At 41.2% G+C, this 23,977-nt stretch carries 20 protein-coding genes; 4 read left to right on the forward strand and 16 right to left on the reverse strand.

The features are described 5' to 3' along the window. Positions 1-342: 342 nt before the first annotated feature. The 4 genes from O2Q26_RS03980 to citZ all read right to left on the reverse strand — a co-directional run bounded on the left by O2Q26_RS03980 (position 343) and on the right by citZ (position 4,366). Complete coding sequence (locus O2Q26_RS03980) at positions 343-819, reverse strand: MaoC family dehydratase (RefSeq protein WP_289214648.1); 477 nt, start codon at positions 817-819, stop codon at positions 343-345. A gap of 77 nt (positions 820-896) precedes the next feature. Beyond that, complete coding sequence (gene mdh, locus O2Q26_RS03985; protein WP_289214649.1) at positions 897-1,835, reverse strand: malate dehydrogenase; 939 nt, start codon at positions 1,833-1,835, stop codon at positions 897-899. A 14-nt stretch (positions 1,836-1,849) separates the two neighbouring features. Then, complete coding sequence (gene icd, locus O2Q26_RS03990; protein ID WP_253934525.1) at positions 1,850-3,124, reverse strand: NADP-dependent isocitrate dehydrogenase; 1,275 nt, start codon at positions 3,122-3,124, stop codon at positions 1,850-1,852. 126 nt (positions 3,125-3,250) lie between these two features. Beyond that, positions 3,251-4,366, reverse strand: coding sequence for a citrate synthase (citZ, locus tag O2Q26_RS03995; protein ID WP_289214650.1), 1,116 nt, complete (start codon positions 4,364-4,366; stop codon positions 3,251-3,253). 199 nt (positions 4,367-4,565) lie between these two features. Here citZ and ytvI point away from each other — a divergent pair, with 199 nt between their 5' ends. Next, positions 4,566-5,675: a sporulation integral membrane protein YtvI gene (gene ytvI, locus O2Q26_RS04000; protein WP_289214651.1), complete on the forward strand. Its 1,110-nt coding sequence runs from the start codon at positions 4,566-4,568 to the stop codon at positions 5,673-5,675. A gap of 1,108 nt (positions 5,676-6,783) precedes the next feature. On the opposite strand, the gene O2Q26_RS04005 is transcribed toward ytvI, so the two are convergent. The 8 genes from O2Q26_RS04005 to dnaE all read right to left on the reverse strand — a co-directional run bounded on the left by O2Q26_RS04005 (position 6,784) and on the right by dnaE (position 17,796). Next, positions 6,784-7,176, reverse strand: a complete 393-nt coding sequence (locus O2Q26_RS04005; RefSeq protein WP_289214652.1) for an FxsA family protein — start codon at positions 7,174-7,176, stop codon at positions 6,784-6,786. A 366-nt stretch (positions 7,177-7,542) separates the two neighbouring features. Then, positions 7,543-9,303: a pyruvate kinase gene (gene pyk / locus O2Q26_RS04010; protein WP_289214743.1), complete on the reverse strand. Its 1,761-nt coding sequence runs from the start codon at positions 9,301-9,303 to the stop codon at positions 7,543-7,545. 38 nt (positions 9,304-9,341) lie between these two features. Then, positions 9,342-10,301 carry a 6-phosphofructokinase gene (gene pfkA / locus O2Q26_RS04015; protein ID WP_253934529.1) on the reverse strand — a complete coding sequence of 320 codons (960 nt, stop codon included), beginning with the start codon at positions 10,299-10,301 and terminating at the stop codon, positions 9,342-9,344. Between the two features lie 169 nt (positions 10,302-10,470). Continuing rightward, positions 10,471-11,433, reverse strand: a complete 963-nt coding sequence (accA, locus tag O2Q26_RS04020; protein ID WP_289214653.1) for an acetyl-CoA carboxylase carboxyl transferase subunit alpha — start codon at positions 11,431-11,433, stop codon at positions 10,471-10,473. Beyond that, on the reverse strand, positions 11,430-12,290 hold the full coding sequence (gene accD / locus O2Q26_RS04025) for an acetyl-CoA carboxylase, carboxyltransferase subunit beta (protein ID WP_289214654.1): 861 nt from the start codon (positions 12,288-12,290) through the stop codon (positions 11,430-11,432). Before accD ends, accA begins: the two co-directional genes overlap by 4 nt. A gap of 99 nt (positions 12,291-12,389) precedes the next feature. After that, complete coding sequence (locus O2Q26_RS04030; protein ID WP_289214655.1) at positions 12,390-13,004, reverse strand: FadR/GntR family transcriptional regulator; 615 nt, start codon at positions 13,002-13,004, stop codon at positions 12,390-12,392. 69 nt (positions 13,005-13,073) lie between these two features. Next, positions 13,074-14,312, reverse strand: coding sequence for an NADP-dependent malic enzyme (ystJ, locus tag O2Q26_RS04035; RefSeq protein WP_289214656.1), 1,239 nt, complete (start codon positions 14,310-14,312; stop codon positions 13,074-13,076). A 130-nt stretch (positions 14,313-14,442) separates the two neighbouring features. Next, positions 14,443-17,796, reverse strand: coding sequence for a DNA polymerase III subunit alpha (dnaE, locus tag O2Q26_RS04040; protein ID WP_289214657.1), 3,354 nt, complete (start codon positions 17,794-17,796; stop codon positions 14,443-14,445). 133 nt (positions 17,797-17,929) lie between these two features. On the opposite strand from dnaE, the gene ytrH reads away from it, so the two are divergent. Both ytrH and ytrI read left to right on the forward strand, forming a co-directional pair. After that, complete coding sequence (gene ytrH / locus O2Q26_RS04045) at positions 17,930-18,262, forward strand: sporulation membrane protein YtrH (RefSeq protein WP_253934535.1); 333 nt, start codon at positions 17,930-17,932, stop codon at positions 18,260-18,262. Then, complete coding sequence (gene ytrI / locus O2Q26_RS04050; protein ID WP_289214658.1) at positions 18,263-18,766, forward strand: sporulation membrane protein YtrI; 504 nt, start codon at positions 18,263-18,265, stop codon at positions 18,764-18,766. It begins immediately after the preceding gene. Between the two features lie 17 nt (positions 18,767-18,783). Here ytrI and O2Q26_RS04055 read toward each other — a convergent pair whose 3' ends face one another. Continuing rightward, positions 18,784-19,737 (reverse strand): DHH family phosphoesterase, encoded by a 954-nt coding sequence (locus O2Q26_RS04055; RefSeq protein WP_289214659.1) that lies wholly within the window; start codon positions 19,735-19,737, stop codon positions 18,784-18,786. A 132-nt stretch (positions 19,738-19,869) separates the two neighbouring features. Between O2Q26_RS04055 and O2Q26_RS04060 the strand changes: the two genes are divergently transcribed. Continuing rightward, positions 19,870-20,169, forward strand: a complete 300-nt coding sequence (locus O2Q26_RS04060; protein ID WP_289214660.1) for a YtpI family protein — start codon at positions 19,870-19,872, stop codon at positions 20,167-20,169. A 24-nt stretch (positions 20,170-20,193) separates the two neighbouring features. Here O2Q26_RS04060 and O2Q26_RS04065 read toward each other — a convergent pair whose 3' ends face one another. From O2Q26_RS04065 to O2Q26_RS04075, 3 genes are all read right to left on the reverse strand, one after another. Beyond that, the gene (locus O2Q26_RS04065) at positions 20,194-21,507 is read right to left on the reverse strand and encodes a DRTGG domain-containing protein (protein ID WP_289214661.1); all 1,314 of its coding nucleotides are present in this window, start codon (positions 21,505-21,507) and stop codon (positions 20,194-20,196) included. A 147-nt stretch (positions 21,508-21,654) separates the two neighbouring features. Further along, positions 21,655-22,335 carry a metal-dependent hydrolase gene (locus O2Q26_RS04070; protein ID WP_253934540.1) on the reverse strand — a complete coding sequence of 227 codons (681 nt, stop codon included), beginning with the start codon at positions 22,333-22,335 and terminating at the stop codon, positions 21,655-21,657. Positions 22,336-22,355: 20 nt separating this feature from the next. After that, complete coding sequence (locus tag O2Q26_RS04075; protein WP_289214662.1) at positions 22,356-23,906, reverse strand: polyamine aminopropyltransferase; 1,551 nt, start codon at positions 23,904-23,906, stop codon at positions 22,356-22,358. Positions 23,907-23,977: the final 71 nt, after the last annotated feature.

Genomic DNA, 23,977 nt, shown 5'->3' on the forward strand with positions numbered 1-23,977 from the left:
TTGTTAGAGGAAAACAAGTGACTTCTCGACCAACCCTACATTTCATACCATAAAAAAACCGATTATATTGCCATCGAGTTTTCCGTATAACTACACTTTTATTGAATTATGCTAAAAAACTCCAGGAATTCTTTTCTAAAACAAGTATACTCAAAGCTATCAACAATAAACGTACCGCTTTGATATTATGATGCTATATATGTTGTGCTCCCTTTTTGTCGAATAAAATTCTTCAATAAAAAAGGCAGAAATCGCAAATGATTTCTGCCTTCAAATGTTGTAATGGTATAACTTTACTACTCAATAATCGTACGAATTTCAAAATATAAACCTGGCAGGTTTCTAATAAAAATTTTCTAATGAACTGGCATTTAATGACTTTGGTTCGTAAGGAGGACGTACCGATAACCTACCTGTTAGGATTTCATCCCCTTCTTCATCATAACCTACTACATTTACAACAATATAGTTCTCCTTTTTGTGGATCATACTGATTTCAATAGTCATCTTCATTTCCGTATAATGGTGAACAGGCTTGGGATAATCCAAATCCTGTTTAAAAATATGACTACCCGGGCCAGGAAGGTGCATTGAAATCATAGAGGAAACCTTCCCAAACAGCAGAACACTAGGAACGATCGGCCTTTTATAAGGTGTCTCCGATGCGTAATCATGTTGAATGTACAACGGATTCGCGTCATCCGTTAGACCGAGGTACATAAGTAAATCCCGGTCCTCAATCGTTGAGGTAGAAGTAAATGTATCTCCAACTTTTAAATCCTGAATCTTTCTGCCTAACTTTCTCTTTTTACCCAGCATTCTATCAACCTCCAAAGAAAGCGTTTTCATCATTGTTACAAAAAAGGATTCGAGGATAGCCCCGAATCCTTCTATTTCTAGTTTAATACATTCAAAACCTTTTTAACAGAGTCAGCTGATTGATCAAGTTGTTTCTTTTCTTCTTCTGTTAAATCCAGCTCGATGATCTCCTCAATTCCATTTCCTCCGAGAATTGTCGGTACACCTAAATAAATTCCCTCGTACCCGTATTCTCCTTCAAGATAAGCTATAGAAGGAAGAATACGCCGCTGGTCTTTAAGAATAGCTTCTGCCATTTGTGTAAGAGAAGCTGCTGGAGCATAGTAGGCACTTCCATTTCCTAACAGACCTACTATTTCTCCACCACCGGTTCTAGTACGCTGGACAATTTCATCCAGACGTTCTTTTGAAATCAATTTTTCAAGAGGAATACCGCCGGCAAATGAATAACGCACGAGTGGTACCATATCGTCCCCGTGTCCGCCTAGAACGAAACCAGTAACATCTTTTATCGATACGTTAAGTTCTTCAGCTACAAATGTACGGAAACGAGCAGTATCAAGCACGCCTGACTGGCCGATCACTCGGTTCTTAGGCAAACCGGCTTCCTGGAACACTGAATAGGTCATGGCATCCACAGGATTTGTCAGCACAATGATGTAACAGTCTGGAGAATACTTAACAATCTCTTTTGTTACACTTTTCATGATTTTGGAGTTGGTGTTTACTAAGTCATCTCTACTCATGCCAGGTTTACGTGCAATACCTGCAGTAATAATCACAAGATCGGATCCTTTAGTATCTTCATAATTAGCTGTTCCAGTTACTTTAGCATCAAACCCTTGTACTGGACTAGCTTCCAACATATCAAGTGCTTTACCTTTTGTCGGATCTTCCATATCTGGAATATCGACTAAAACTACGTCGCCTAATTCTTTCTGGGCGACCATAAGGGCTGTTGTAGCCCCGGTAAAGCCGCTCCCAATTACTGAAATTTTACTTCTGCGAATGGCCATTGGGATCCCCTTTCTTAGTCCATGTTTTTGATTAGAGCATCACCGAATTCAGAACATTTGACCTCAGTAGCACCGTCCATCATACGTGCGAAGTCATATGTCACTACTTTGCTGCCGATCGTTTTATCCATAGATTGAGAAATCAGATCTGCTGCTTCTCTCCATCCAAGATGTTCAAGCATAAGCACACCGGAAAGGATGACTGAAGAAGGGTTCACTTTATCTTGACCAGCATACTTAGGTGCTGTGCCGTGTGTTGCTTCAAAGATAGCATGCCCTGATTCAGAGTTGATGTTGGCACCAGGAGCAATTCCGATCCCTCCGACTTGCGCAGCAAGTGCGTCAGAAATGTAGTCTCCATTCAAGTTCATTGTTGCTACTACATCAAACTCTTTTGGACGTGTAAGAATTTGCTGCAAGAAAATGTCTGCAATGGCATCCTTAACGATCAGTTTACCTTCTGATTCAGCTTTATCTTGAGCAGCATTTGCAGCATCTTTACCTTCTTTTTCAACAATGCGGTCGTATTCTGCCCATGTGAATACTTTATCGCCATATTCTTCTTCGGCAACCTCATATCCCCAATTTTTAAATGACCCTTCAGTGAATTTCATGATGTTTCCTTTATGAACGAGCGTTACATTTCTGCGCCCTTCAGCTATTGCATAATCAATCGCTGCGCGTACTAAACGCTTAGTTCCTTCTGCTGATACTGGTTTGACACCGATTCCAGAAGTTTCAGGGAAACGAATGTTATGTACACCCATTTCATTTTGCAAGAAGTCGATTACTTTCTTCACCTCAGGTGTACCTTCCTGCCACTCGATACCTGCATATATATCCTCCGTATTTTCACGGAAAATAGCCATGTTAGTATCCTCTGGACGCTTAACGGGAGAAGGTACTCCTTCAAAGTAACGGACTGGACGTAAACAAGTGAAGAGATCAAGTTCCTGACGAAGTGCAACGTTCAGTGAACGGATTCCTCCACCGATAGGAGTAGTCAAAGGTCCTTTAATAGCGATTTTGTATTCACGAATAGTGTCTAGAGTTTCAGCAGGCAGCCATTCGCCTTTAGAATCATAAGCTTTTTGACCTGCAAGAACTTCTTTCCATTCAATAGATTTTTGGCCATTGTATGCTTTATCAACTGCCGCTTCGATTACTCGGCTAGCTGCAGCCCAAATGTCCGGCCCTATTCCATCACCTTCAATATAAGGAATGATCGGACGATCGGGGACAATTAAATTACCGTTCTGTTCTACTGATATTTTCTGAGATTGTGCCAAAATAAACCCTCCTAAAATGGTTGCTAGATGTTGCTAGATTGGGTAGGGATAAAACCTACTCTTCCATCATACGTTAAATTAATTACAATAAAAAGCGAGAGCAGACTGATGCCTGCCGTCTTATTATTAGCGCTCTTCGATAGGTGTGTACTTTTGCCCTTTAGGACCGACGTATTCTGCACGCGGTCGGATTAAACGATTGTCTGCATACTGCTCTAAAATATGAGCTAACCATCCAGATACTCGGCTTACGGCGAAAATAGGCGTGAACAAGTCATGATCAATTCCAAGACTATGATAGACAGAAGCGGAATAGAAATCCACATTTGCAGGTAGACCTTTATTTTCTTTAATATATTCTTCGATTTTTATAGACATCTCATAATACTTAGAATGACCAGTAAGTTCTGTTAGTTCACGTGACATCTCTTTAAGATGTTTTGCTCGTGGATCACCATTCTTATAAACACGGTGGCCCATACCCATGATTTTTTCTTTGTTCTCAAGCTTTTTCTCAATGGCAGGAACTGCATTATCTACTGAATCGATTTCTGTCAGCATCTGCATAACACGTTCATTAGCTCCACCATGTAGCGGTCCTTTAAGTGCGCCAATAGCCGCGGTAACTCCTGAATAAACATCAGACAGGGTAGCTACGCATACACGTGCTGTAAAAGTTGAAGCATTAAGCTCATGGTCAGCATGCAGAACCAAGGCTTTATTCATGGCTTCGATTTCTACATTTTCAGGCTCTTTGTCATTAAGCATATATAAGAAATTAGCTGCAAAGCTTAAATCTTTTTTTGGAGAAACAGGTTCTTGACCTTTACGAATGCGAGAGAAGGCAGTAACGATCGTAGCGATTTTCGCTTGAAGGCGCACTGCTTTACGCTTATTCGCTTCTTCTTCCATTTCATCTGCTTCAGAATCAAACAAGCCCAGCATCGACACAGCCGTTCTTACAGCTGCCATCGGATGGACTGTCGATAAATCATAGGATTTAAGGTGATCAATGACTTCACCTGGAATGTCCATATTTGAGATCAGCTCTGATTTAAAGCTGTTCAATTCATTTTCAGTCGGAAGCTTTTGGTTCCATAATAAGTAAACCACTTCTTCAAAGCTGGAGTGGTTGGCTAGATCATCGATGTCATAACCTACATAAGTCAACTTATCATCAATAATTGAACTGATCGTCGACTCTGTAGCTGTAATTCCTTCTAAACCTTTAGTTGATGCCATAAGATCTCTCCTTTTGAAATAATGCTACATTCCCTCCTGAAATCCGAGAAAACGCTTTACTATCCGTGTATCTTGGTTAATTGGATTTCTTCCCCACCGACAATTATAAAGTATTCTGAGTTGAATGTGAATTGAAACCGGTTAATTTCCAACAATTAATAGCAATTTCATCTAAAAATTTATCAGGGGAGTGTTACCGATGAACAGATTCAACCAGTATCAACTTTACCGTTTGCTGCTGGTCTTATTGAGTGCAGCTTTACTAATCACGGCATTGTACTTTGCATGGAAGCTATTATTTCCGTTCATTTTAGCCTGGGGATTAGCCTGGTTCCTTCAACCGTATATAAAACTGCTTCATAATAAGTTGAGAATTCCTAAACCTATAGCTATACTTTTGATGGTGGGGCTTGTAACTACCTTCTTTATAAGTCTGACTACGTTATTTATCACTAAAATCGTCTACTTGCTCCAAAGTCTTTCTAAGAGCGAGTTTCAAGAATATAGTGAGGCTATCAACGTATTTCATAATCAAATAACAAGTTGGTTAGAAAAAGTTATACATCAGCTGGATGTTTGGATAGGATCTATTAACCCCGCTTGGGGGGACATGCTTTATGAATATCTCAATGACTTAAAAGATCATGCCATAGAAGCTGGAACCGCCATACTATATTCCATATTGCAATTTTTCAGTGGAGGCGTAGCCAGCTTACCGATCTTCCTGATGGCTTTAGGTTTCATATTCGTCGCTACTTTTTTCATAAGTAAAGACTGGGAAACCATCTCTCTCTATTTTCATACCAACTTCTCAAGTGATGTTCGCTCCCCGATTATGAGCATCAGTTCGAATTTCAAAGAGACAATAAAACAATTATGTAAAGCACAATTTACGCTTATGTCCATTACAGTTGTTATCATGTTCTTTGGATTATTGATCTTCAGGGTTCCCCACCCTTTAGCGTTATCCCTCATTGCAGGGGCTGTAGACCTGGTTCCTTACATAGGGACAGGAGTTATTTTCGTGCCCTGGATTTTATATACTTTCTTTACGAATGATTTCACATTGACCATACAACTCACATCTCTATACATGATCATTATAATCACCAGACAAATCTTCGAACCGAAAATTTTAGCTTCCCATTTTGGAGTCCCGCCTCTACTGCTCTTAATTGGACTTTTTCTAGGTTTTCAATTTTGGGGCGGTCTCACTATACTATTTACCCCGCTTATCATTGCTTTAATCAAGGCTATTCATACTTCTGGATTTTCTCGTCAACTATGGATTTTTATTTTAGGGAAATAAAAACCTTTACAACTTGGCTATGTTAAAGTGGAGGTTGGTTTTGATAAGGGAGTTATTCAACAATATGGCAGGATACTTTAAGACTCAGTTTCGAGATAACCAGGGTTCGTGGCCGCAATGAGAGTCTGGTGTGGTTGGGAAGCTACTCGCTTTCCTGTGGGGGAAGTGGCGAGCTTCCTCGGGCTTTGTAGCCCTGTGGGATCTCGCCTACATCCTTCTCCCACTTCTTACACTTATATTAGTCTAGGGCGTGGTTCCAATCATAAACCTTATGGGGGACTATCCAGCTCCAGCGCTTAGCGGCTACTGAGACTTCCTTCACTTCTGTACGATAAGTCAACATCGAATCTCTTCGTTCTTCGTGTTTCCTTTATCTCCACCATCTCAGTCCAGTCCATACGCCGCTGAACGAAGCGCTTCCGCTTTCAAAGGTAGGAGCCTCGCACATTCCTAAAACCCCTAACTCATATTACGGGCCGGAACTATGAAATGAGAAGCAGAAACTCTCTTGTACGAACGTTTGCAGAATAATTAAACCGGTTGTTTTAGAAAAACTAACTATCCAATAGGGTTTTCATTTCCGTGAAAGTAAGCTAGAAATGAACCCTTTTTGCAAGAAAGTGCGTCTTCTTTATCCATGTTCGTTTTTTGGTGACCGTTTGTTTATAGGGATAAACCGCACAATATCAAGTTTTTATCATAACTGTAGCGCAGCATCTGACATCCTGAAATCAGTGTTTCCGTACCACCTAATCATCGCAAAGAGCTCCGGGAAATTGCGAGACTCCTGTGGGAAAAGAGTGCTTGGTGAGACCCCGGAGAGCGTTAGCTCGAGGAGGCTCACTGCGCTCCCACGGAAAGCGAGTGATTTCCCGGAGCTCTAAACGCTGTCACTCATAACGGAAACAGCGCGAATATCTCGAATCTGAGTCTTCCACTAAAGGGAGCTTATTTGAATATCAACACGAAACTTTACCATAGCCTCTAACTTAGAGCTCTACTCCAATAAAATAAAAATCCTCCACCTTCTAGAAAGCGGAGAATTTTCACCATTTAAAAAAACAGTAAGAACAAAGTGTTACAATCTGACAGACATCCTGCAAGACTTTTATTTGCGATAGATAGTTATTGTATTCTGATCGATCATTTTGGCGATTACTCTTCGGATCACTCGCTTTAATGGAGCTCTTGTTGCGGGAATCAACAGCAGAAATCCTATAGCGTCTGTAATGAAACCAGGGGTTAACAGAACCGCTCCCCCTACTAAGATACAAGCACCATCAATTAATGCATCTCCTGGTGCCTGCTGCTGCGCCATCGAATCCTGGACTTTCCTTATCGTTTCCAAACCCTGTTGCTTTGCCAGCCAAGCGCCTATCACCCCGGTTAATAGAATGAGTATAATCACCCACCACGGACCGACTAAATTCCCAGCCCAGATCAGAATTCCAATTTCTAAAGCTGGTACAATTAATATCAAAAGTAACAACCAGCGAAACATATAATCTTCCTTTCTACTTCAATCCTTTCTCCATTATAAAGAAAAAACAGCCAAGAAGCTAAGAAAAGGGACAGTAAAACACTTCTGATCATTAACATCTTTTTAAAAAGCAGTGGTAGAGATTGCTGAAAGTTATTGGGCGCGGGCGGAGAATTTAACTTAAAAAACAGGGCAGTTGGCTTTTCTACTTAAAGTTCACCGTACGCCCTTGCCAAGCCAGTGCTCTCCCTGATCTTCAATCTGCAATCTTAAGAATAAAAACTTAAAATTTTATCGACTAAAGACAAAAAACAGGCTGACGAGAAAATTCGTATCTCTCGTCAGCCTGAGGTCAGAAGTTCAATATTCTGTCCTTTTCAATACAATTTACAGGACGCTTGCGTGTCCATCATAAATATCTCCGCGTGTACTGTCCATTGTTATATCCATGCCATCATCGATTTTCTTGAAAGCATCTTCCACACCAACGATTACAGGAATACCAAGGCTAAGGCCGACTACCGCTGCGTGCGATGTCAGACCACCTTCCTGGGTGATGATTCCAGACGCTTTTTCGATTGCCGGCATCATATCACGCTCTGTACCGTACGTTACTAGAATATTTCCTTCTTTCAGACGATCGATTGCATCCCCTGCATCTTTAGCAACGACTGCTTTGCCGTAAGCACTTTTTCTCCCGACGCCTTGTCCTTTTAACAGCACGTCTCCGATAATGTGTACCTTCATAAGGTTCGTCGTACCGCTCTCTCCGACAGGTACGCCACCAGTGATGATTACACGATCTCCTCGGGAAACTATGCCAGAAGCCAAGCCGCGATCTACTGCTACGTCCAACATGTCATCTGTGGATTCAGATTCAGGTCCCATTACAGCATAAACACCCCATACAAGCGATAGCATACGATTTACGCGCTCACTTGATGTAATCGCAACAATAGGTGCCTGAGGGCGATATTTAGAAATCATGCGAGCAGTATGGCCACTTTCTGTAGGTGTCACTACAGCATTAACCTTTAAATTGATTGCCGTGTGTGTGACTGACTGGCTGATTGCATCTGTAATCGTCATATCGCTATGCTTAGAACGTTCACTAAGAATGGCTTGATAATTTAACCCGGTTTCTGTTTTAGAAGCGATATTACTCATCGTTTGAACAGCTTCTTTAGGGTAATCTCCAGCAGCCGTTTCTCCTGAAAGCATAATTGCGTCCGTACCATCAAAAATAGCATTAGCTACGTCAGAAGCTTCTGCACGAGTAGGGCGCGGGTTACGCTGCATGGAATCCAGCATCTGAGTAGCTGTGATTACTGGCTTACCAGCTTTATTGCACTTACGAATGAGAGCTTTTTGTACCAATGGTACGTCCTCTGGAGGAATTTCCACTCCAAGGTCTCCTCGTGCGACCATCAAACCATCACTGACTTCAAGAATTTCATCAATATTATCGACACCTTCTTGGTTTTCGATCTTCGGAATGATTTGAATGTGGCCGGCTTTATGCTTTTCTAACAATTCTTTGATTTCAAGAACGTCAGAAGCACGGCGTACAAATGATGCAGCAATAAAGTCTACGTCTTGTTCAATACCGAACTCAATATCCTTCGCATCTTTTTCAGTAATACCAGGAAGATTCACACTTACATTCGGTACGTTTACACCCTTTTTATTTTTAAGAAGTCCGTTGTTTAGAACTGTAGCTTTTATCTCATTTTGTTCTTTCAAAATTTCCTCTACTTGAAGTTCAACAAGCCCATCATCGAGAAGAATTTTTGAGCCAGGGTGCACATCATCAATCAGTCCAGGGAATGTAACTGAAAAGCGTTCAGCATCCCCTTCAATTTCTTCCATTGAAATATTGACTGTGCTTCCTTTTTCAAGATATGCTTCTCCACCTTTAAGACTGCCTGTACGGATTTCAGGTCCTTTAGTGTCCAATAGGATAGCTACTGTCTGGCCCGTAGATGAAGCAGCTTCACGGATATTTTTGATTCGTGCCCCATGCTCTTCAAAATCTCCGTGAGAGAAATTAAGGCGAGCCACATTCAAGCCTGACTCAATCAAACTTGTTAACATTTCTACAGACTCAGAAGCTGGTCCAATCGTACTTACTATTTTTGTTTTTCTAATCATTCTTTTTCCTCCTATATTGCAAAAACTAATTATTGTTAAATGGAAAGTTCTTTAGATAAACGGTACATGTCTAAATCAATAGAATGTTTTCGATTCAGAACTTCTATGATGTCATGGTCAACTAGTTTATTTTTTTCGATGCCTACCATGCATCCTGCTTTACCTTCCAGAATCAAATCCACTGCATAAGCTCCTAAACGACTAGCCAGTACACGATCACTTGCGGATGGTGAACCGCCTCTCTGCGTATGTCCAAGTACAGTGACTCTAGTTTCAAGATCAGTAGCTTCTTTTACTCTCTTACTAAAGTCTACAGCACTCGTTACACCTTCAGCAACAATAATTATGCTGTGTTTCTTGCCCCGATCATGGCCTCGTTTAAGCCGTTCGATGACTTCATCGAATTCTTCTGCCATCTCTGGAACAATGATGCTTTCTGCTCCATCAGCCAACCCTGACCATAAGGCTAAATCACCCGCATCGCGCCCCATTACTTCAATGACATACGTGCGCTCATGAGAAGTTGCCGTATCACGAATTTTATCGATCGCATCTGTAATTGTATTTAAGGCAGTATCAAAACCGATAGTATAGTCTGTTCCGGGAATATCATTATCAATGGTACCCGGCACTCCGATACAAGGATAGCCTTTTTCAGTCAGCTTCTTCGCCCCTCTGAAACTGCCATCTCCTCCAATAACTATCAAACCTTCAATACCATGCTTTCTCAATTGATCGATACCTTTTTGCTGACCTTCTTCCGTCTTAAATTCCTCACAACGTGCAGAATACAGCACCGTACCGCCTCGCTGGATAATATCTCCTACAGAACCTAGTTCCATTTTTTCGATACTCCCATCGATCAAACCTTGGTACCCATGTTTCACTCCGTAAACTTCCATACCGTGATAGATTGCTTTTCTAACAACGGCACGAATAGCAGCATTCATACCGGGCGCGTCTCCACCACTCGTAAGTACTCCTATTTTTTTCATTGTTATCACCCCAAAAGTTATACTTACTCCCCAATGTGCCCATTTAAGGGGAGATTGAAACAATACCATCGCCTCATGAAAGCGTCATCACCCTAATAAAATGACTAAAGTCGCACTTTTTAAGTGTGCGACTTTCTTCATCACGGACGATTCATTTTTCCGTGTATTATTATATATCAAGAGACGTATAATCGCCAATGATTTTATATTTTTCAAAGCGCTCTTCTAACAGATCGTCTTCATTCTTCTGGTTCAGCTCATCAAGAGCAGCCGTAATTACTTTTTCTATATTCAACGCCTGCTGCTTCACGTCTCGGTGAGCGCCTCCTCTAATTTCAGGTATGACTTCGTCTATGACTTGAAGCTCCTTCAGATCCTTAGCAGTAATTTTCATAGTTTCTGCCGCACGCTGTGCTAAGTTAGAATCCTTCCACAGGAGAGCAGCTGCCCCTTCAGGAGATATTACGGAGTAAGTAGAGTTTTCAAGCATAAATATTCGATCACCAATCCCTAATCCAAGGGCTCCTCCGCTGCCGCCTTCCCCAATTACGACACAGATGACCGGAACAGTCAAACCAGCCATTTCCACTAAATTTCTGGCAATCGCTTCACTTTGACCTCTTTCTTCAGCAGCTCTCCCAGGATAAGCTCCTTTAGTGTCAATGAAAGTGATAACAGGACGTTTAAACTTGTCTGCTTGTTTCATAAGCCGTAAAGCTTTTCTATACCCTTCGGGGTGGGGCATGCCAAAATTACGCCTAATGTTTTCTTTTGTATCTTTTCCTCTTTGGTGCCCGATTACTGTAACAGGCTTCCCATGAAACTTGGCAATTCCAGATACGATGGCTTCATCGTCACCATATAAGCGATCTCCATGAAGCTCCAGGAAATTCGTGAATAAGTAATCAATATAATCTAAGGTCGTAGGACGTTCCGGGTGGCGAGCCATCTGAACCCGGTCCCACGGCTCCATTTGATCATAGACATCCGTTTCAAGCTTCTCGAGTCTCTGTTCTAATGTAACGATCTCTTCACTGAGATCCATTTCACTTTCTTCAGTGAGCCTCTTTAGTTCAGTGATTTTCTCTCGAAGTTCGATCACTGGCTTTTCAAAGTCTAACACATGTTTCATCCCTGCTCTCCTCCTTCCTTGTGAATACTGAGAACAGTCGAAAGGGTTTCTTTCATTTCGTGCCGGTGAACGACTTTGTCCAGCTGACCGTGCTGAAGTAGAAACTCTGCAGTTTGGAAATCATCAGGAAGTTTTTCACGTATCGTCTGTTCAATGATTCTGCGTCCTGCAAAACCTATTAACGCCCCCGGCTCTGCAAAGTTATAGTCGCCTACAGATGCGAAGCTGGCAGATACACCTCCAGTAGTTGGATGGGTCATGACGGATATGAATAATCCCCCGCTTCTATTCAGACGTTGTAAAGCTACAGACGTCTTCCCCATCTGCATTAAACTGAGAACTCCCTCCTGCATCCTCGCTCCTCCAGAAGCAGTGAAAATAATGAATGGGATATTAGCTTTTCTGGCGTTTTCAACCGCATTGGTGATTTTTTCACCGACTACTGAACCCATGCTGCCCATCCGGAACCGAGCATCCATAATAGCTACAGCCGCTTCCATTCCTTCTAGAGAAGCTTTTCCAGTCACTACAGCTTCATTGAGACCTGATTTTAAACGGTCATTTTCCATTTTTTCTTCGTAATCTGGAAACTGAAGCGGATTCGATGAAATCATATCCTTGTCCCATTCCTCAAAGGAGTTTTCATCAAATAATTGTTCTATACGTTCGAACGCACTCATTTTATGATGGTGATCGCAATGTGGACAAACGTTCATGTTTCTTATTAATTCTTTTCTATAAAAAATCTTCTGGCAGCTAGGGCATTTTTGCATCAACCCTTCTGGTACATCCTGCTTAGCTTCTTGGCTGGGTATAGAAGCGTAGCGCTTTTTCTTGCTGAAAAAATCTCTTAGCAAGGTGATTCCTCCTTTAGGACAAGGCTCTTGTCTAATTCTATGTCATCATACAAAATACTTCGCGCGTATGTTATCAAAGGTTGTCGATTTTCATTTTGTTCATTTATATATAAATAATTCGTTAATTTTTTCTCGGGATTGATCTAGCAGTGCTGATTCCAGTTGTCGATACCAGGCATTATCATATGTGATTTCGTGGATGGTATAAGTGAACCCGATTATAAATTGCCACATCGATAGAAGTAAGGGATGATCGCTCTTTTCAAATAAATAATTAAATAACTGCTGATGCTTCTCGCTCTTCTGTTCATCAATTACACCAATTGGCAATAAAGAGATAGCATGATACATTTGTTCACTTTTTAAATGGCTAACAGATATATTAAGAATTTCTTTCTCAAGCATTTGTTTAGCCGTCAGTAATTCACTTCTTGTTCTCGTATCGTTTAGTAAGAATTTGGAAAGTAATCCAACCATATGGTAAGGGCGGTAGGCTCTCATATACGTCCCTTCACCACGCCTCGTCTCTATTAAACCTAGCAGTTCGAGAGCACGCAGTGCTTCGCGAATCGAAGATCTCCCTACTTGAAGCAGTTCGCTGAGCATTCTCTCTGAAGGAAGCTTATCACCTGGTTTCAACCTTTTATCTTCAATATAAGCTTTTATTTGCTCTAACACACTTTCATATACCTTTTCATTGAAAGTATGGGTCATAGAGTCCCCCCTTTGAACTGACTAAACACTAAAGAGAAAAGCCTTATCAAGGCTTTTCTCTAAGCTTCTTCATTGTTCATCTATTAAAGTAAGATTTCTAGTTCTTTCAGCAACTTCTTCAGGATCAACGTGGTGTCTTGCCACTCCTGATTCCATAGCAGCTTTAGCTACAGCAGCAGCCACAGCTGGAGCCACTCTCGTATCAAAAGGTGCTGGAATCACATAATCTTCATTTAATTCCTCTTCACTTACGAGCTCAGCAATCGCTTCTGCAGCTGCGATTTTCATCTTCTCATTGATGCGCGTAGCTCTAACGTCAAGTGCCCCGCGGAAAATTCCCGGAAACGCGAGAACATTGTTCACCTGGTTAGGAAAATCCGAGCGGCCAGTCCCAACGACCCGTGCGCCGGCTTCTTTAGCATCCTCAGGCATGATCTCTGGTTCAGGATTTGCCATTGCGAATATGATGGAATCCTTATTCATACTTGACACCATCTCTTTTGACAACAGCCCCCCTACAGAAACACCTATGAATACGTCGGTTCCTTCCATCACTTCCTGCAGGTTCCCTTCTTGTTTATGTTTATTAGTGATTTTAGCAATTTCGTCTTTGACATCGTTCATTCCTGAAGGACGTCCTTCATAAATTGCGCCTTTTGAATCACACATAATAATGTCCCTGACCCCGAAGTGGTAAAGAAGCTTTATAATAGCTATTCCAGCGGCTCCGGCCCCATTGGCTACTACTTTGATTTCAGAGAAAGATTTCCCAGTCACTTTAAGAGCATTCATCAAGCCTGCAACTGTTACAATCGCTGTGCCATGCTGATCGTCGTGAAAAATAGGGATGTTCGTTTCTTTTTTCAAACGATCTTCTATGATAAAACAGTTAGGGGCAGCAATGTCTTCTAGATTTACGCCTCCGAAAGTAGGCTCCATCAACTTTACAGTTTGTACAATTTGATCGATATCCCTCGTATTCAAACAGATAGGAAAAGCATCCACTCCCGCAAAACTTTTAAATAGCGCGGCCTTGCCCTCCATGACAGGTAAAGCAGCTTCAGGACCTATGTTTCCAAGACCCAGTACGGCTGAGCCATCGCTGACTACTGCCACCATATTCCCTTTCATTGTGTAATCATAGACTGTATCTTTGTGATCGTATATTTCCTTACAAGGTTCAGCTACTCCTGGAGAATAAGCCAGACTTAGATCTTTGGCATTTCTTACAGGTACTTTTGAAACTGTTTCTAGTTTTCCTTTATTGGCACGATGTATATGCAGTGCTTCATCTCGCAAATTTGACACAGGTCCACGCTCCTTTAAAACGGTTGAAATAGGCCGATATCGGTGGTCTGACCACCATTAACTTCTTAATTATAACAGATGAAAAAGCTGTGTAAAGATTATCAAAAAACTGGTCTTAGAATTTCGAAAACTAGTGATTTTGTCGCGCATCCCTTAGTACTACAGATGCCTCACCGAAAAATTCATAAAGTTTATCTAGACAGCTTTCAGAAGCCGATAAAGCAAATAATTCATCTAACTGGACAGTCTTACGATCTTCAGAAGTGAAAATGATGACCGGTGTATTACCCGGGAAATACGCAGCTAACTTCCTGAGCCTTGCAATAACTTCTTGCTTTTCCGCTATTGAAGTTTTTATAAACAACCTTTTTTCGTCTTGAGTCGGAAAGTCTTCTTCATTGAACGGATAAATCTTATTGATAACCCATTGTTTTTTACCATTTCTATCTTCTACTTTTCCTTCAATCAATGCCAGTTGATTTTCGTTAAGCCATTTTTTCGCTTCTCTGTGAGCCTCTGGAAATAAAACAGCATCGACCTCATTCGTTTCATCACTCAGCGTCAAAAATGACATGGGGTCGCCGCGCTTCGTTCTGATTTCTTTCATTTCATTCACCACAGCCGCTGTTTTCGCTCGAGGAAACGAGCCTTTTTTCAAACTTTCCGAAAGCGTCATGTAGCCTTGTGTATTCAATTCTTTTCGATGTTCTTCTAAAGGATGACTTGAGAGATATGTTCCAAGAACATCCTTTTCCATCGATAGCTGCTTTAAGGCTGGGAACGGATCCATGACCGTCACCTCTCCCTCTAACTCTAAGTCTGAGCTGAACAATCCAGGCTGATCTTGGAATTCTTTGAAAAGTTCTCCTTGTTCTAAGGCCTGGTCGATACTGGCCAGCAAACTGGCCCGGTTTTGCTGTAATTCATCAAAGGCACCTGCCATGATCAAGGATTCAATCGTTGCTCTTGAAATCTCTTTGGATGGTACTCGCAAACAAAAATCGTTCAAATGTTTGTATGGTCCGTTAATGCGTTCTTCTATAATGGCTTGAGAGGCTTGGTAACCTACACCTTTAATAGAAAGGAAACCGATTCTTATACTTCCGCTCTCATCAATAGCATAAGAAAAACTTTGATTGACTGAAGGAGACTTTACCTTTAAGCCAAATTCCTTTGCTTCTCTAATAAAAACAGCTAATTTTTCACGATCCCCTAACGTGGAGTTCATAAGTTCCGCGATAAAAATGGCAGGAAAATGAGCTTTTAAATAAGCAAGCTGGTAAGAAATTACACTGTATGCTACTGCGTGACTTCTATTAAAACCGTAATTTGAAAACCTCACGATCCATTCAAAAAGCTGATCTGCCACCTGCTCTTCGTACCCGTTCTTAATCGACCGTTGCACGAATTGCTGTTGCTGATGTTCTAAAATGCTCTTTTGTTTTTTGCTCACTGCTCTTCTTAATAAATCAGCTTCTCCTAAAGAATAACCAGCTATTTTCTGAGCCACCTGCATAATCTGTTCCTGATATACAAGGACACCGAACGTCTTCTCTAAAATCGGTTTCACATCAGGATGAGGATATTGAACGGCTTCTTCTCCATGTTTTCTTTTAATATACAACGGGATATACTCCATAGGTCCGGGTCTGTATAAGGCATTAACTGCGACTACATCTTCAAAATGGGTAGGCTTCAACCTTTTCAGAACACCTTTCATACCCTGAGATTCCAGTTGAAAGACTCCGTTACTCCAGCCTTTTTGCAATAAGGTAAACGTTTTTTGGTCATTTAACGTAATGGCCTCACTAGTAAAGCTTTTATCTTTATATTTTCTGATTTTATCTTCGATTTTTCGAATCAGAGATAAATTTCTCAGTCCTAAGAAATCCATTTTCAACAATCCGATTGCCTCTAAATCGCCCATAGCCATCTGAGTAAGATGAACGTGATCCTGGCCCTGCATCAAAGCTGTATAATAGGATAATGGCTGTTCACTGATGACTACCCCTGCAGCATGTGTGGAGACATGCCTTGGCAGGCCTTCAAGCTTAGCCGCTACTTGAAATACTTTTTGAAGCTGCGCTGAAGAGCGGATGTATTCCTTGAGGGGGTGGGAGTTTTTGACGACTTCTTTTAAAGGTTGAGATGCACCACTCGGGATATTTTTTAAAATAAACTCCCTATCGCTTTCTTCTACCTGAAATACTTTAAATAATTCCCGTAATACACTTCTTGTAGCGAAAGTACCGAACGTACAAATCTGCGCAACATGCTCTTTACCATACTTACCGGCAACATATTCAATTACTTCGTCTCTACGGTCATCCGGAAAATCGATATCTATATCCGGCATCGTTATCCTCTCAGGATTAAGAAACCTTTCGAATAGAAGACCATATGCTAACGGATCGATCCGGGTGATGCCGAGCAAATAACTGACAATGGAACCTGCAGCAGACCCTCGTCCAGGACCAGCCTTTATACCCTTATTTCTCGCGTATTCTACAAAGTCCCAGACGATCAGGAAATAATCACTGAACTTCATATTCATAATGACAGCTAATTCATCTTCAAGTCTGGATTTGGCTTCGTAAAATCGGTCACTGTATTTTTCATTCAATTTCTCAAAACATATTTTCTTTAAAAACTCATCTGCATTTTGACCACCATTTAAAGGGAAATTAGGAAGTAACTGCTGATCAATATCAATAGACACATTACAGAGGCCTACAATCCGCTCGTTGGCTTTTAAAACTTCAGGCCAGAAATCATTAAAATAGACCTTCATTTCTTCCGGTGATTTCAAATATTGATGATGTTCAAATGAGTCATCTTTCCAATCACTTTGGGTACTTTGATCTATCGCACGCAGTGCCCGATAGGCCGCCGCATCTTCTTGAAGCAAATACCTGACATCGTTCATTACTGTCACAGGTATGCTGTGTCTTTCACTCCACTCTTTTAAAGGCTTATGAAGCTGCCTTTCAAATTGGACCCCGTAATCTTTTACTCCTAAGTAAAAATCTTGAAAAACAGACGTCCAATCTTTCAATTCTTCTTCCATTCGTTCAAATGTCTGATGAAGAATCGAACTCGCCCACGACGTGTCCGAAACCGTAAGAACAGCAGCTACATGAGGAGCCGCATCTTTTATATTGTTCATCTCTAATGGCTCACTCTGCAATTGAAGCTGGCTGCTCAATTGCAAGAGGGCCTGGTAGCCTTGTTTATTTTTTGCCAATAATGTGAGAGGAAATTCTTCATTTTTATATGTAACTGAAAGTCTCATACCTATAATAGGCTTGATCCCTTCCTCCCTGCACGCTTGATAAAATGAAACAGCTCCACTCATCACTCCTTCATCTGTCAACGCAAGAGATGTAAAGCCTAGTGACTTTGCTTTTTTGACGAGAGAAGGGATTTGAATGGTGCTTTTCATCAAACTATAGCCGCTATGTACTTGTAAGTGAGTATAAGACATATCAATCACCTCTTTCTTGTATATCATTATATGGAATTCTTACAGTGGATAAAAGCCTCCTGCATATAACCACTACATTCCGAATAGCTTGGTTAATATATAGGTGTCCACATTCATAGAAAAGAGGGACAAAATGGAAGAACGATTAGTGGTTTCAATGATTCACTGCTTCTTTATCGCTTTCGGTGTCATTATGGGTGGTACATTGATCGGCAGTATTGGAAGTTTCTTAACTGGAGAAGCTCCATTGACTTCCATGTTTCGAATAGCTAAAGGATTAAGAATTTGGGCTATTGTGGCTGCGATTGGCGGGACGTTCGATGCCATAAGCAATTTTGAACGTGGGATATTCGAGGGCTCGACTTTCGATCTATTCAAGCAGGTTATGATCATAGTAGCAGCCATGGGAGGAGTACAAGCCGCCCTTTTCATATTTGAATTGCTGCTAGGTGAGGAGGTAGTTTAATTGTACATTCCTCCGCAATTACGAAGGATAGAGTGGAGGCGTTTTTATGCGGGGTTCATTTTAGGAGCTATCGCAGGGTATGTGCTTTTTGTTTTTATGAACGATCAGCTTCATGAACATTTCGAAGAAGAAAACATCCAATTGTCTTCTGAATTGAGTGCATTGGAAGCTAAATATGAAGGCCTGCTGGACTCGGAGAAAGAAGCTGATAAAGAAAAGAAGCAAGTGTTGACGATTCAGGAAGTCCGGCCGAATTTCTCCAATGCCAAAGAACTTCAAATCGATAAATTGACTCAACATCAGCTCTCCTCTATGGTCAAAGACCAGTTGCAAAGCATTACAGGCGAAAATATTGAAGATATAGCACAGCAAAGTGACCTTATCATTTCTACATTAGAGAATAAATCCTTTGAAGTAGAAGATTTTAAATATAAACTTACTGTTGAACGGTTAATCATTACGACTCAGGTCACTCTGCTTTTATCTATATCGTTGGATTCTTAAGGGGGAGTTTACTGTGATTAATTCAATGCTTCTTCTGAATACTTTACACAAACTTCCCTCAATTCATTGGCAATCACTTCGGTTTCCTCCCATGTTTCCGCCGAAGCTCCCGACGCCATAGGATGCCCCCCTCCATTGTGGTTAGCAGCAATACCATTGATCACTGGTCCTTTTGAGCGAAGACGCACCCGAATCGTATCCTCTTCCTCTACAAAAAACGCCCATGCAAGTATTCCTTCTATATCACCAAGCAGACCTACCAGTGCACTTGTTTCAGTGGAAGTCACATCATATTCCTCAAGGACTTCTTTAGAGAGTCTGATGGTACTGTACCCTTCTGGGTTTACGGTAAAGTTCTGCAATACATACCCCTTTAATTTAGCAACTTTCAAAGGCGTGCTGTACATATTGTCATATAAGTCGGGCCGGTTAAAATCATAGGTGACAAGTTCGGCAGCTGCTTTCAGTGTTGCTTTTGTAGTACTAGGAAACAAAAATCTTCCCGTGTCTCCGACAATCCCTGCGTACAGGAGACGCGCTGCTTTGTTGTTCAACTCAAGTTTCTTGTTCTGTTTAAACAACTGAAAAATCATTTCACAAGTAGAACTGGAAGTTGTATCTACCCAATTAATATCCCCATACCCATCAACATCAGGGTGGTGATCGATTTTGATTAACAGAGATCCTTCAGAATAACGTTGATCATCAATCCGGGCTTGGTTCGCTGTGTCACAGACAATGACTAACGCTCCCCGGTAATGATCGTCTTCCAATTCATCCATCTCTAATAAGAATCTCAGAGACTCTTCACTTTTGCCCGTAACATAGACTTTTTTATGCGGATAGTTGTGGCGAATCAATTCTGCCAGTCCGCCCTGCGATCCATATGCATCAGGATCAGGCCTAACATGGCGATGGATAATAATTGTGTCGAAATTATTAATTGCTTCACCTATTTGTGCTATAGACATTTGATAACGATCCCTCTCTTTTACAAATCTTCTTACCATTATCACACAATTTAAGAAGTACAGGTAGTAAAACATAATAAAACAAGCTACAATGGACAGCGTACAATATTTTTTAAGCAGGAGCAGATACATATGATACTTTTCCCAGTTGCTATACTTGTTTCTTTCGTTCTTTATATCTACTATAAAGTCATGGTTCTCAGGACGAAAGATCCTTTAACGCAAGAATATTTGAACAGCAAGGCTAAGATATTCTTAGGTGTTTTCATTTTCGTATTCGGCATCAATCAGTACCTTTTTTATGAAACTAGATTGTCCCTATTCATAGGTATTTTATTCTTAATACTAGGTGTTTTTCAATTTCGTCTAGGATTTAAAGCGAGCAGACATTATAAGAACGAATATGCAAAACTCCGTCAAAAAAGCCGCTGATTTCAGCGGTTTTTTTGTTTCTCCTTATCGGTCAATTAATTGGGCCATCAACAAAGCTTTGCCAACAATCGATTTATTGTGGTGAACTTCTACGTCTACCTTGGCGAACTTCCTTCCAATCTCCAGCAATTGTGGTTTGATTTCAATTACACTTTCGAGCTGGACAGGTTTAATGAACAATAAAGATATGTTTTCAACTACTAAATTTCCTTTTTTGTGTTTACTAAGTAAACGGCTGGACGCTTCCGTTATGAGAGAAGTAAACACTCCATATGAAAGGGTTCCTAATTGATTCGTCATTTGTGGCGTAACGGTTGTTTCCAATGTGAAATCTTCTATGTCTTCTTCACTTAATTGAAGTTGGTTAGAGACTAAATCATCGATTGTTTCCCCGATTTGCGGCTGCCTCTGCAAATTCTGTAATGCTTTTAATACATCCTGCCGCGAGACGATACCTTGCAGCTTGTGGGCCTGATCGACGACAGGCATCAGTTCAATACCTTCCCAAACCATCATGTGCGCTGCATTTGTAAGGGAGGTTCGAGTCTGGACGGTCATCGGGTTTTTCGTCATCACTTTTTCTATTCTAATGTTTGGTTCTTGATTGATAACATCTTTTGACGTCACCATTCCTACTACACGTTTATTGGCATCTATTACCGGATAACGACTATGCTGTGTTTCTTCATTTAATTCATGCCAGCGAGACACATCTTCACTCGTCTTTAAAAAACTCGCTTCTTCTAATGGGGTGTAAATGTCGTCAACCAGAACAATCTCCTTCTTGATCAATTGATCGTAAATCGCACGGTTGATCATCGTTGCTACAGTAAATGTATCGTAACTAGTTGAGATTACAGGCAGCTTCTTTTCATCGGCCAGCTTCTTCACTTTATCAGTAGTGTCGAACCCCCCAGTCACTAACACGGCAGCTCCTTCTTTCACTGCCAGTTCGTGAGCATTGGTTCGGTTACCTACAATTAGTAAAGATCCCGCTTCCGTATAACGCATCATCGCTTCAAGCTTCATTGCTCCGACAACGAACTTATTAAGTGTCTTGTGCAGACCTTCTCTTCCTCCCATAACTTGCCCGTCTACCACTTTTGTGATTTCAGCAAAAGTCAGCCGTTCGATATTCTCTTTTTTCTTTTTTTCGATACGAATCGTTCCTACACGTTCAATCGTGCTTACTAAATGCTGATTCTCAGCTTCCTTTATCGCTCTGTAGGCCGTCCCTTCACTCACATTTAAGGCTTTCGCGATTCCTCTGACTGAAATTTTGCTTCCAACAGATAATAAATCAATGTGCTCGAGGATCTGTTCATGTTTGGTAGCCAATTAAATTCACCATTCTTTCCAACTGTACTAGTAATTTCCGCTATTATTGTTATTATACAAGTGATACAGTTATCCTGCAATTATTCCTCTAAATAAAAACAAAGCATAAAAAAAGCCCACGAGTACGTCGTGGACTTTTTACGCTGATTATAGTTCTATCACATCTCCGGGCTGTAACGCTTTCCCTTCGCCTGGAGTAACTTTTTCTGCAAAGGCTTCTCCGTCTTGTTTAATTAAATCAAAGGTGTTGTAGTGGATTGGGACTACCTGTTTCGCTCTAACCCATTCAGCTGCAAGAAGAGCATCCTCTGGACCCATCGTGAAGTTATCTCCTATCGGCAAGAAGGCAAGGTCGATGGAGTTTTGTTCCCCGATCATTTTCAAGTCACTAAAGAGACCCGTATCCCCTGCATGATAAATGGTCTTTCCGTCGATTGTCAGTAAAATCCCCGTGGGCATTCCTGTATAGATAGTCGTGCCATCTTCCTCCTCGTAAGAAGAACCATGAAAAGCCTGAGTTAATTTAACTGTACCAAAGTCGAATGAATGGCTCCCCCCGATATACATAGGGTGAGCATTCAACCCCTTATTCCCTAAATAAGTTGCTAATTCAAAAGGGGCTACTATTTGAGAATCACAGCGTTTAGCTATATCAAATGTATCACCCACATGATCGTTATGACCATGAGTCAATAAAATAACATCCGCATGTACATCATCTGCACTTAAATCAGTGTTTCCATTATCCGAAATGAACGGATCGATTAAAATCGTTTTTCCATTTGCTTCAACCTTTACTACTGAATGCCCGTGAAATGATACTTGCACTCTACCACTCCTTCAAAATATTAATAATTTTGCCAAGCCTGTTCATATTTTTGAATAAGGTTAGGATGAATCAATGTATTAGGTGATAAAGAAACAGACTCGCCGTTACGATTAACAATTTCCCTATCTTCGTCTTTTCCAAACACAGTCATGGACTGAAGCAGATCAGCTGTTAAAAATTCTGTATCTTTAGTGATTTCGATATCTTCCACTGCAACAGGTTCACGACTCGCCATCAGAAACCCCCAATTGCCGAAGCTCGGAATATCCACGTGGAAATTCTCGACGGACAGCCCTGTATCTCTGATCGTAGTATCGATCGTCCAATAAACTTCTCTTGCAAATACCGGACTCGTCCCCTGAATCATCGAAACGCCTTGAGGCGTGAGATGATTTCTTACTAATGAATAGAATTCCCGGGTATAGAGCTTATTCAGGCTTTCATTATTAGGATCGGGCAGGTCTATAATGACGACATCGTACAACTCATTGGAGTCTTCTAAAAACTGAAAAGCATCATCATTGATCACTTCCACCCGTTCATCATCTAAAGCCCCATGATTGAGCTCTCTTAAGTGACGATTATTAGCTGCCAGATCCGTGACCGCAGGGTCCAAGTCTACAAGCGCTACGTGATCAACTTCGTCGTAACGCAGCACTTCATGAGCAGCAATTCCGTCTCCCCCTCCAAGAATCAGTACGCTTTCCTTTTTTTCAGCTGCTTCCATAGCTGGCAGGACCAGTGTTTCATGGTACCGGTGTTCATCTATTGAGCTGAACTGAAGAGAACCATCCAGAAACAGCCTGGTATCACCTTCGTCACGGGTTAATATCACTTTCTGATAATTACTTTCTTCGCTATGAACAATTGGATCCTTATAAAGTTTCTGTTCGAATGAAAAGGCCACTTCTTCTCCAAAGAAAAGACCTCCAATAAGTAAAACCCCGATAAAAACTGCCGCAGAAACGTGAACAGCCATACGCTTTATTTCAGAGCGAAATAAATAAAGTACAATAGCGGCGACAGCCAGATTAATACACCCGACAAGGAATGCACTTTTCACCATACCCATTTGCGGACGTAAATAAAAGGCAAATAGCAATCCACCGATTAAACCGCCAGCATAATCTGAGAAAAGAACTCTTGCCGTACTGCGGCTAAGCTCTACCCCTATTTCGTTCGCTTTTCTAATTAGAATGGGCAGTTCCAATCCTGTAAGCGCCCCGATGGTGAAGGTGACCATGTATAAGAATAAAGCGTCCGTTCCATCAGGGGCGTAGGCAGTCATCCCAAACATCATAAAGCTTGAAAAACCTCCGATAAAAGCCACCATGAATTCGATCCAAATGAAAGTAACGATCAGTTGTTTCATTACTTTTTCGCTGATGCTTGCACCTATACCCATACCTGTTAAGAACAGACTGATGGTTATAGTGTACTGTTTGACTCCGTCCCCTAATATATAAGAGCCTAATGCTCCAAACAATACCTCAAATATAATTCCGCAGATTGACACAATCCCGGATGCCCAATAAATGAGATGGCTTTTTTTAATTCCTTCTGTTTCCATTGCTTTCACTCCGTTAGTCACTCTATATCTCACACATACACTTGAAAAGCCACTATGTAATAGGCATAGTG

It is taken from the genome of Halobacillus campisalis, from assembly GCF_030345335.1.
Lineage (GTDB): Bacteria > Bacillota > Bacilli > Bacillales > Halobacillaceae > Halobacillus_A > Halobacillus_A campisalis.

Coding starts and splice junctions, on each gene's coding strand:
- O2Q26_RS03980 (WP_289214648.1), bottom strand. CDS start 819: ATGCTGGGTAAAAAGAGAAAGTTAGGCAGAAAGATTCAGGATTTAAAA.
- mdh (WP_289214649.1), bottom strand. CDS start 1,835: ATGGCCATTCGCAGAAGTAAAATTTCAGTAATTGGGAGCGGCTTTACC.
- citZ (WP_289214650.1), bottom strand. CDS start 4,366: ATGGCATCAACTAAAGGTTTAGAAGGAATTACAGCTACAGAGTCGACG.
- ytvI (WP_289214651.1), top strand. CDS start 4,566: ATGAACAGATTCAACCAGTATCAACTTTACCGTTTGCTGCTGGTCTTA.
- O2Q26_RS04005 (WP_289214652.1), bottom strand. CDS start 7,176: ATGTTTCGCTGGTTGTTACTTTTGATATTAATTGTACCAGCTTTAGAA.
- pfkA (WP_253934529.1), bottom strand. CDS start 10,301: ATGAAAAAAATAGGAGTACTTACGAGTGGTGGAGACGCGCCCGGTATG.
- accA (WP_289214653.1), bottom strand. CDS start 11,433: ATGAAACATGTGTTAGACTTTGAAAAGCCAGTGATCGAACTTCGAGAG.
- O2Q26_RS04030 (WP_289214655.1), bottom strand. CDS start 13,004: ATGACCCATACTTTCAATGAAAAGGTATATGAAAGTGTGTTAGAGCAA.
- dnaE (WP_289214657.1), bottom strand. CDS start 17,796: ATGTCTTATACTCACTTACAAGTACATAGCGGCTATAGTTTGATGAAA.
- ytrH (WP_253934535.1), top strand. CDS start 17,930: ATGGAAGAACGATTAGTGGTTTCAATGATTCACTGCTTCTTTATCGCT.
- O2Q26_RS04055 (WP_289214659.1), bottom strand. CDS start 19,737: ATGTCTATAGCACAAATAGGTGAAGCAATTAATAATTTCGACACAATT.
- O2Q26_RS04060 (WP_289214660.1), top strand. CDS start 19,870: ATGATACTTTTCCCAGTTGCTATACTTGTTTCTTTCGTTCTTTATATC.
- O2Q26_RS04075 (WP_289214662.1), bottom strand. CDS start 23,906: ATGGAAACAGAAGGAATTAAAAAAAGCCATCTCATTTATTGGGCATCC.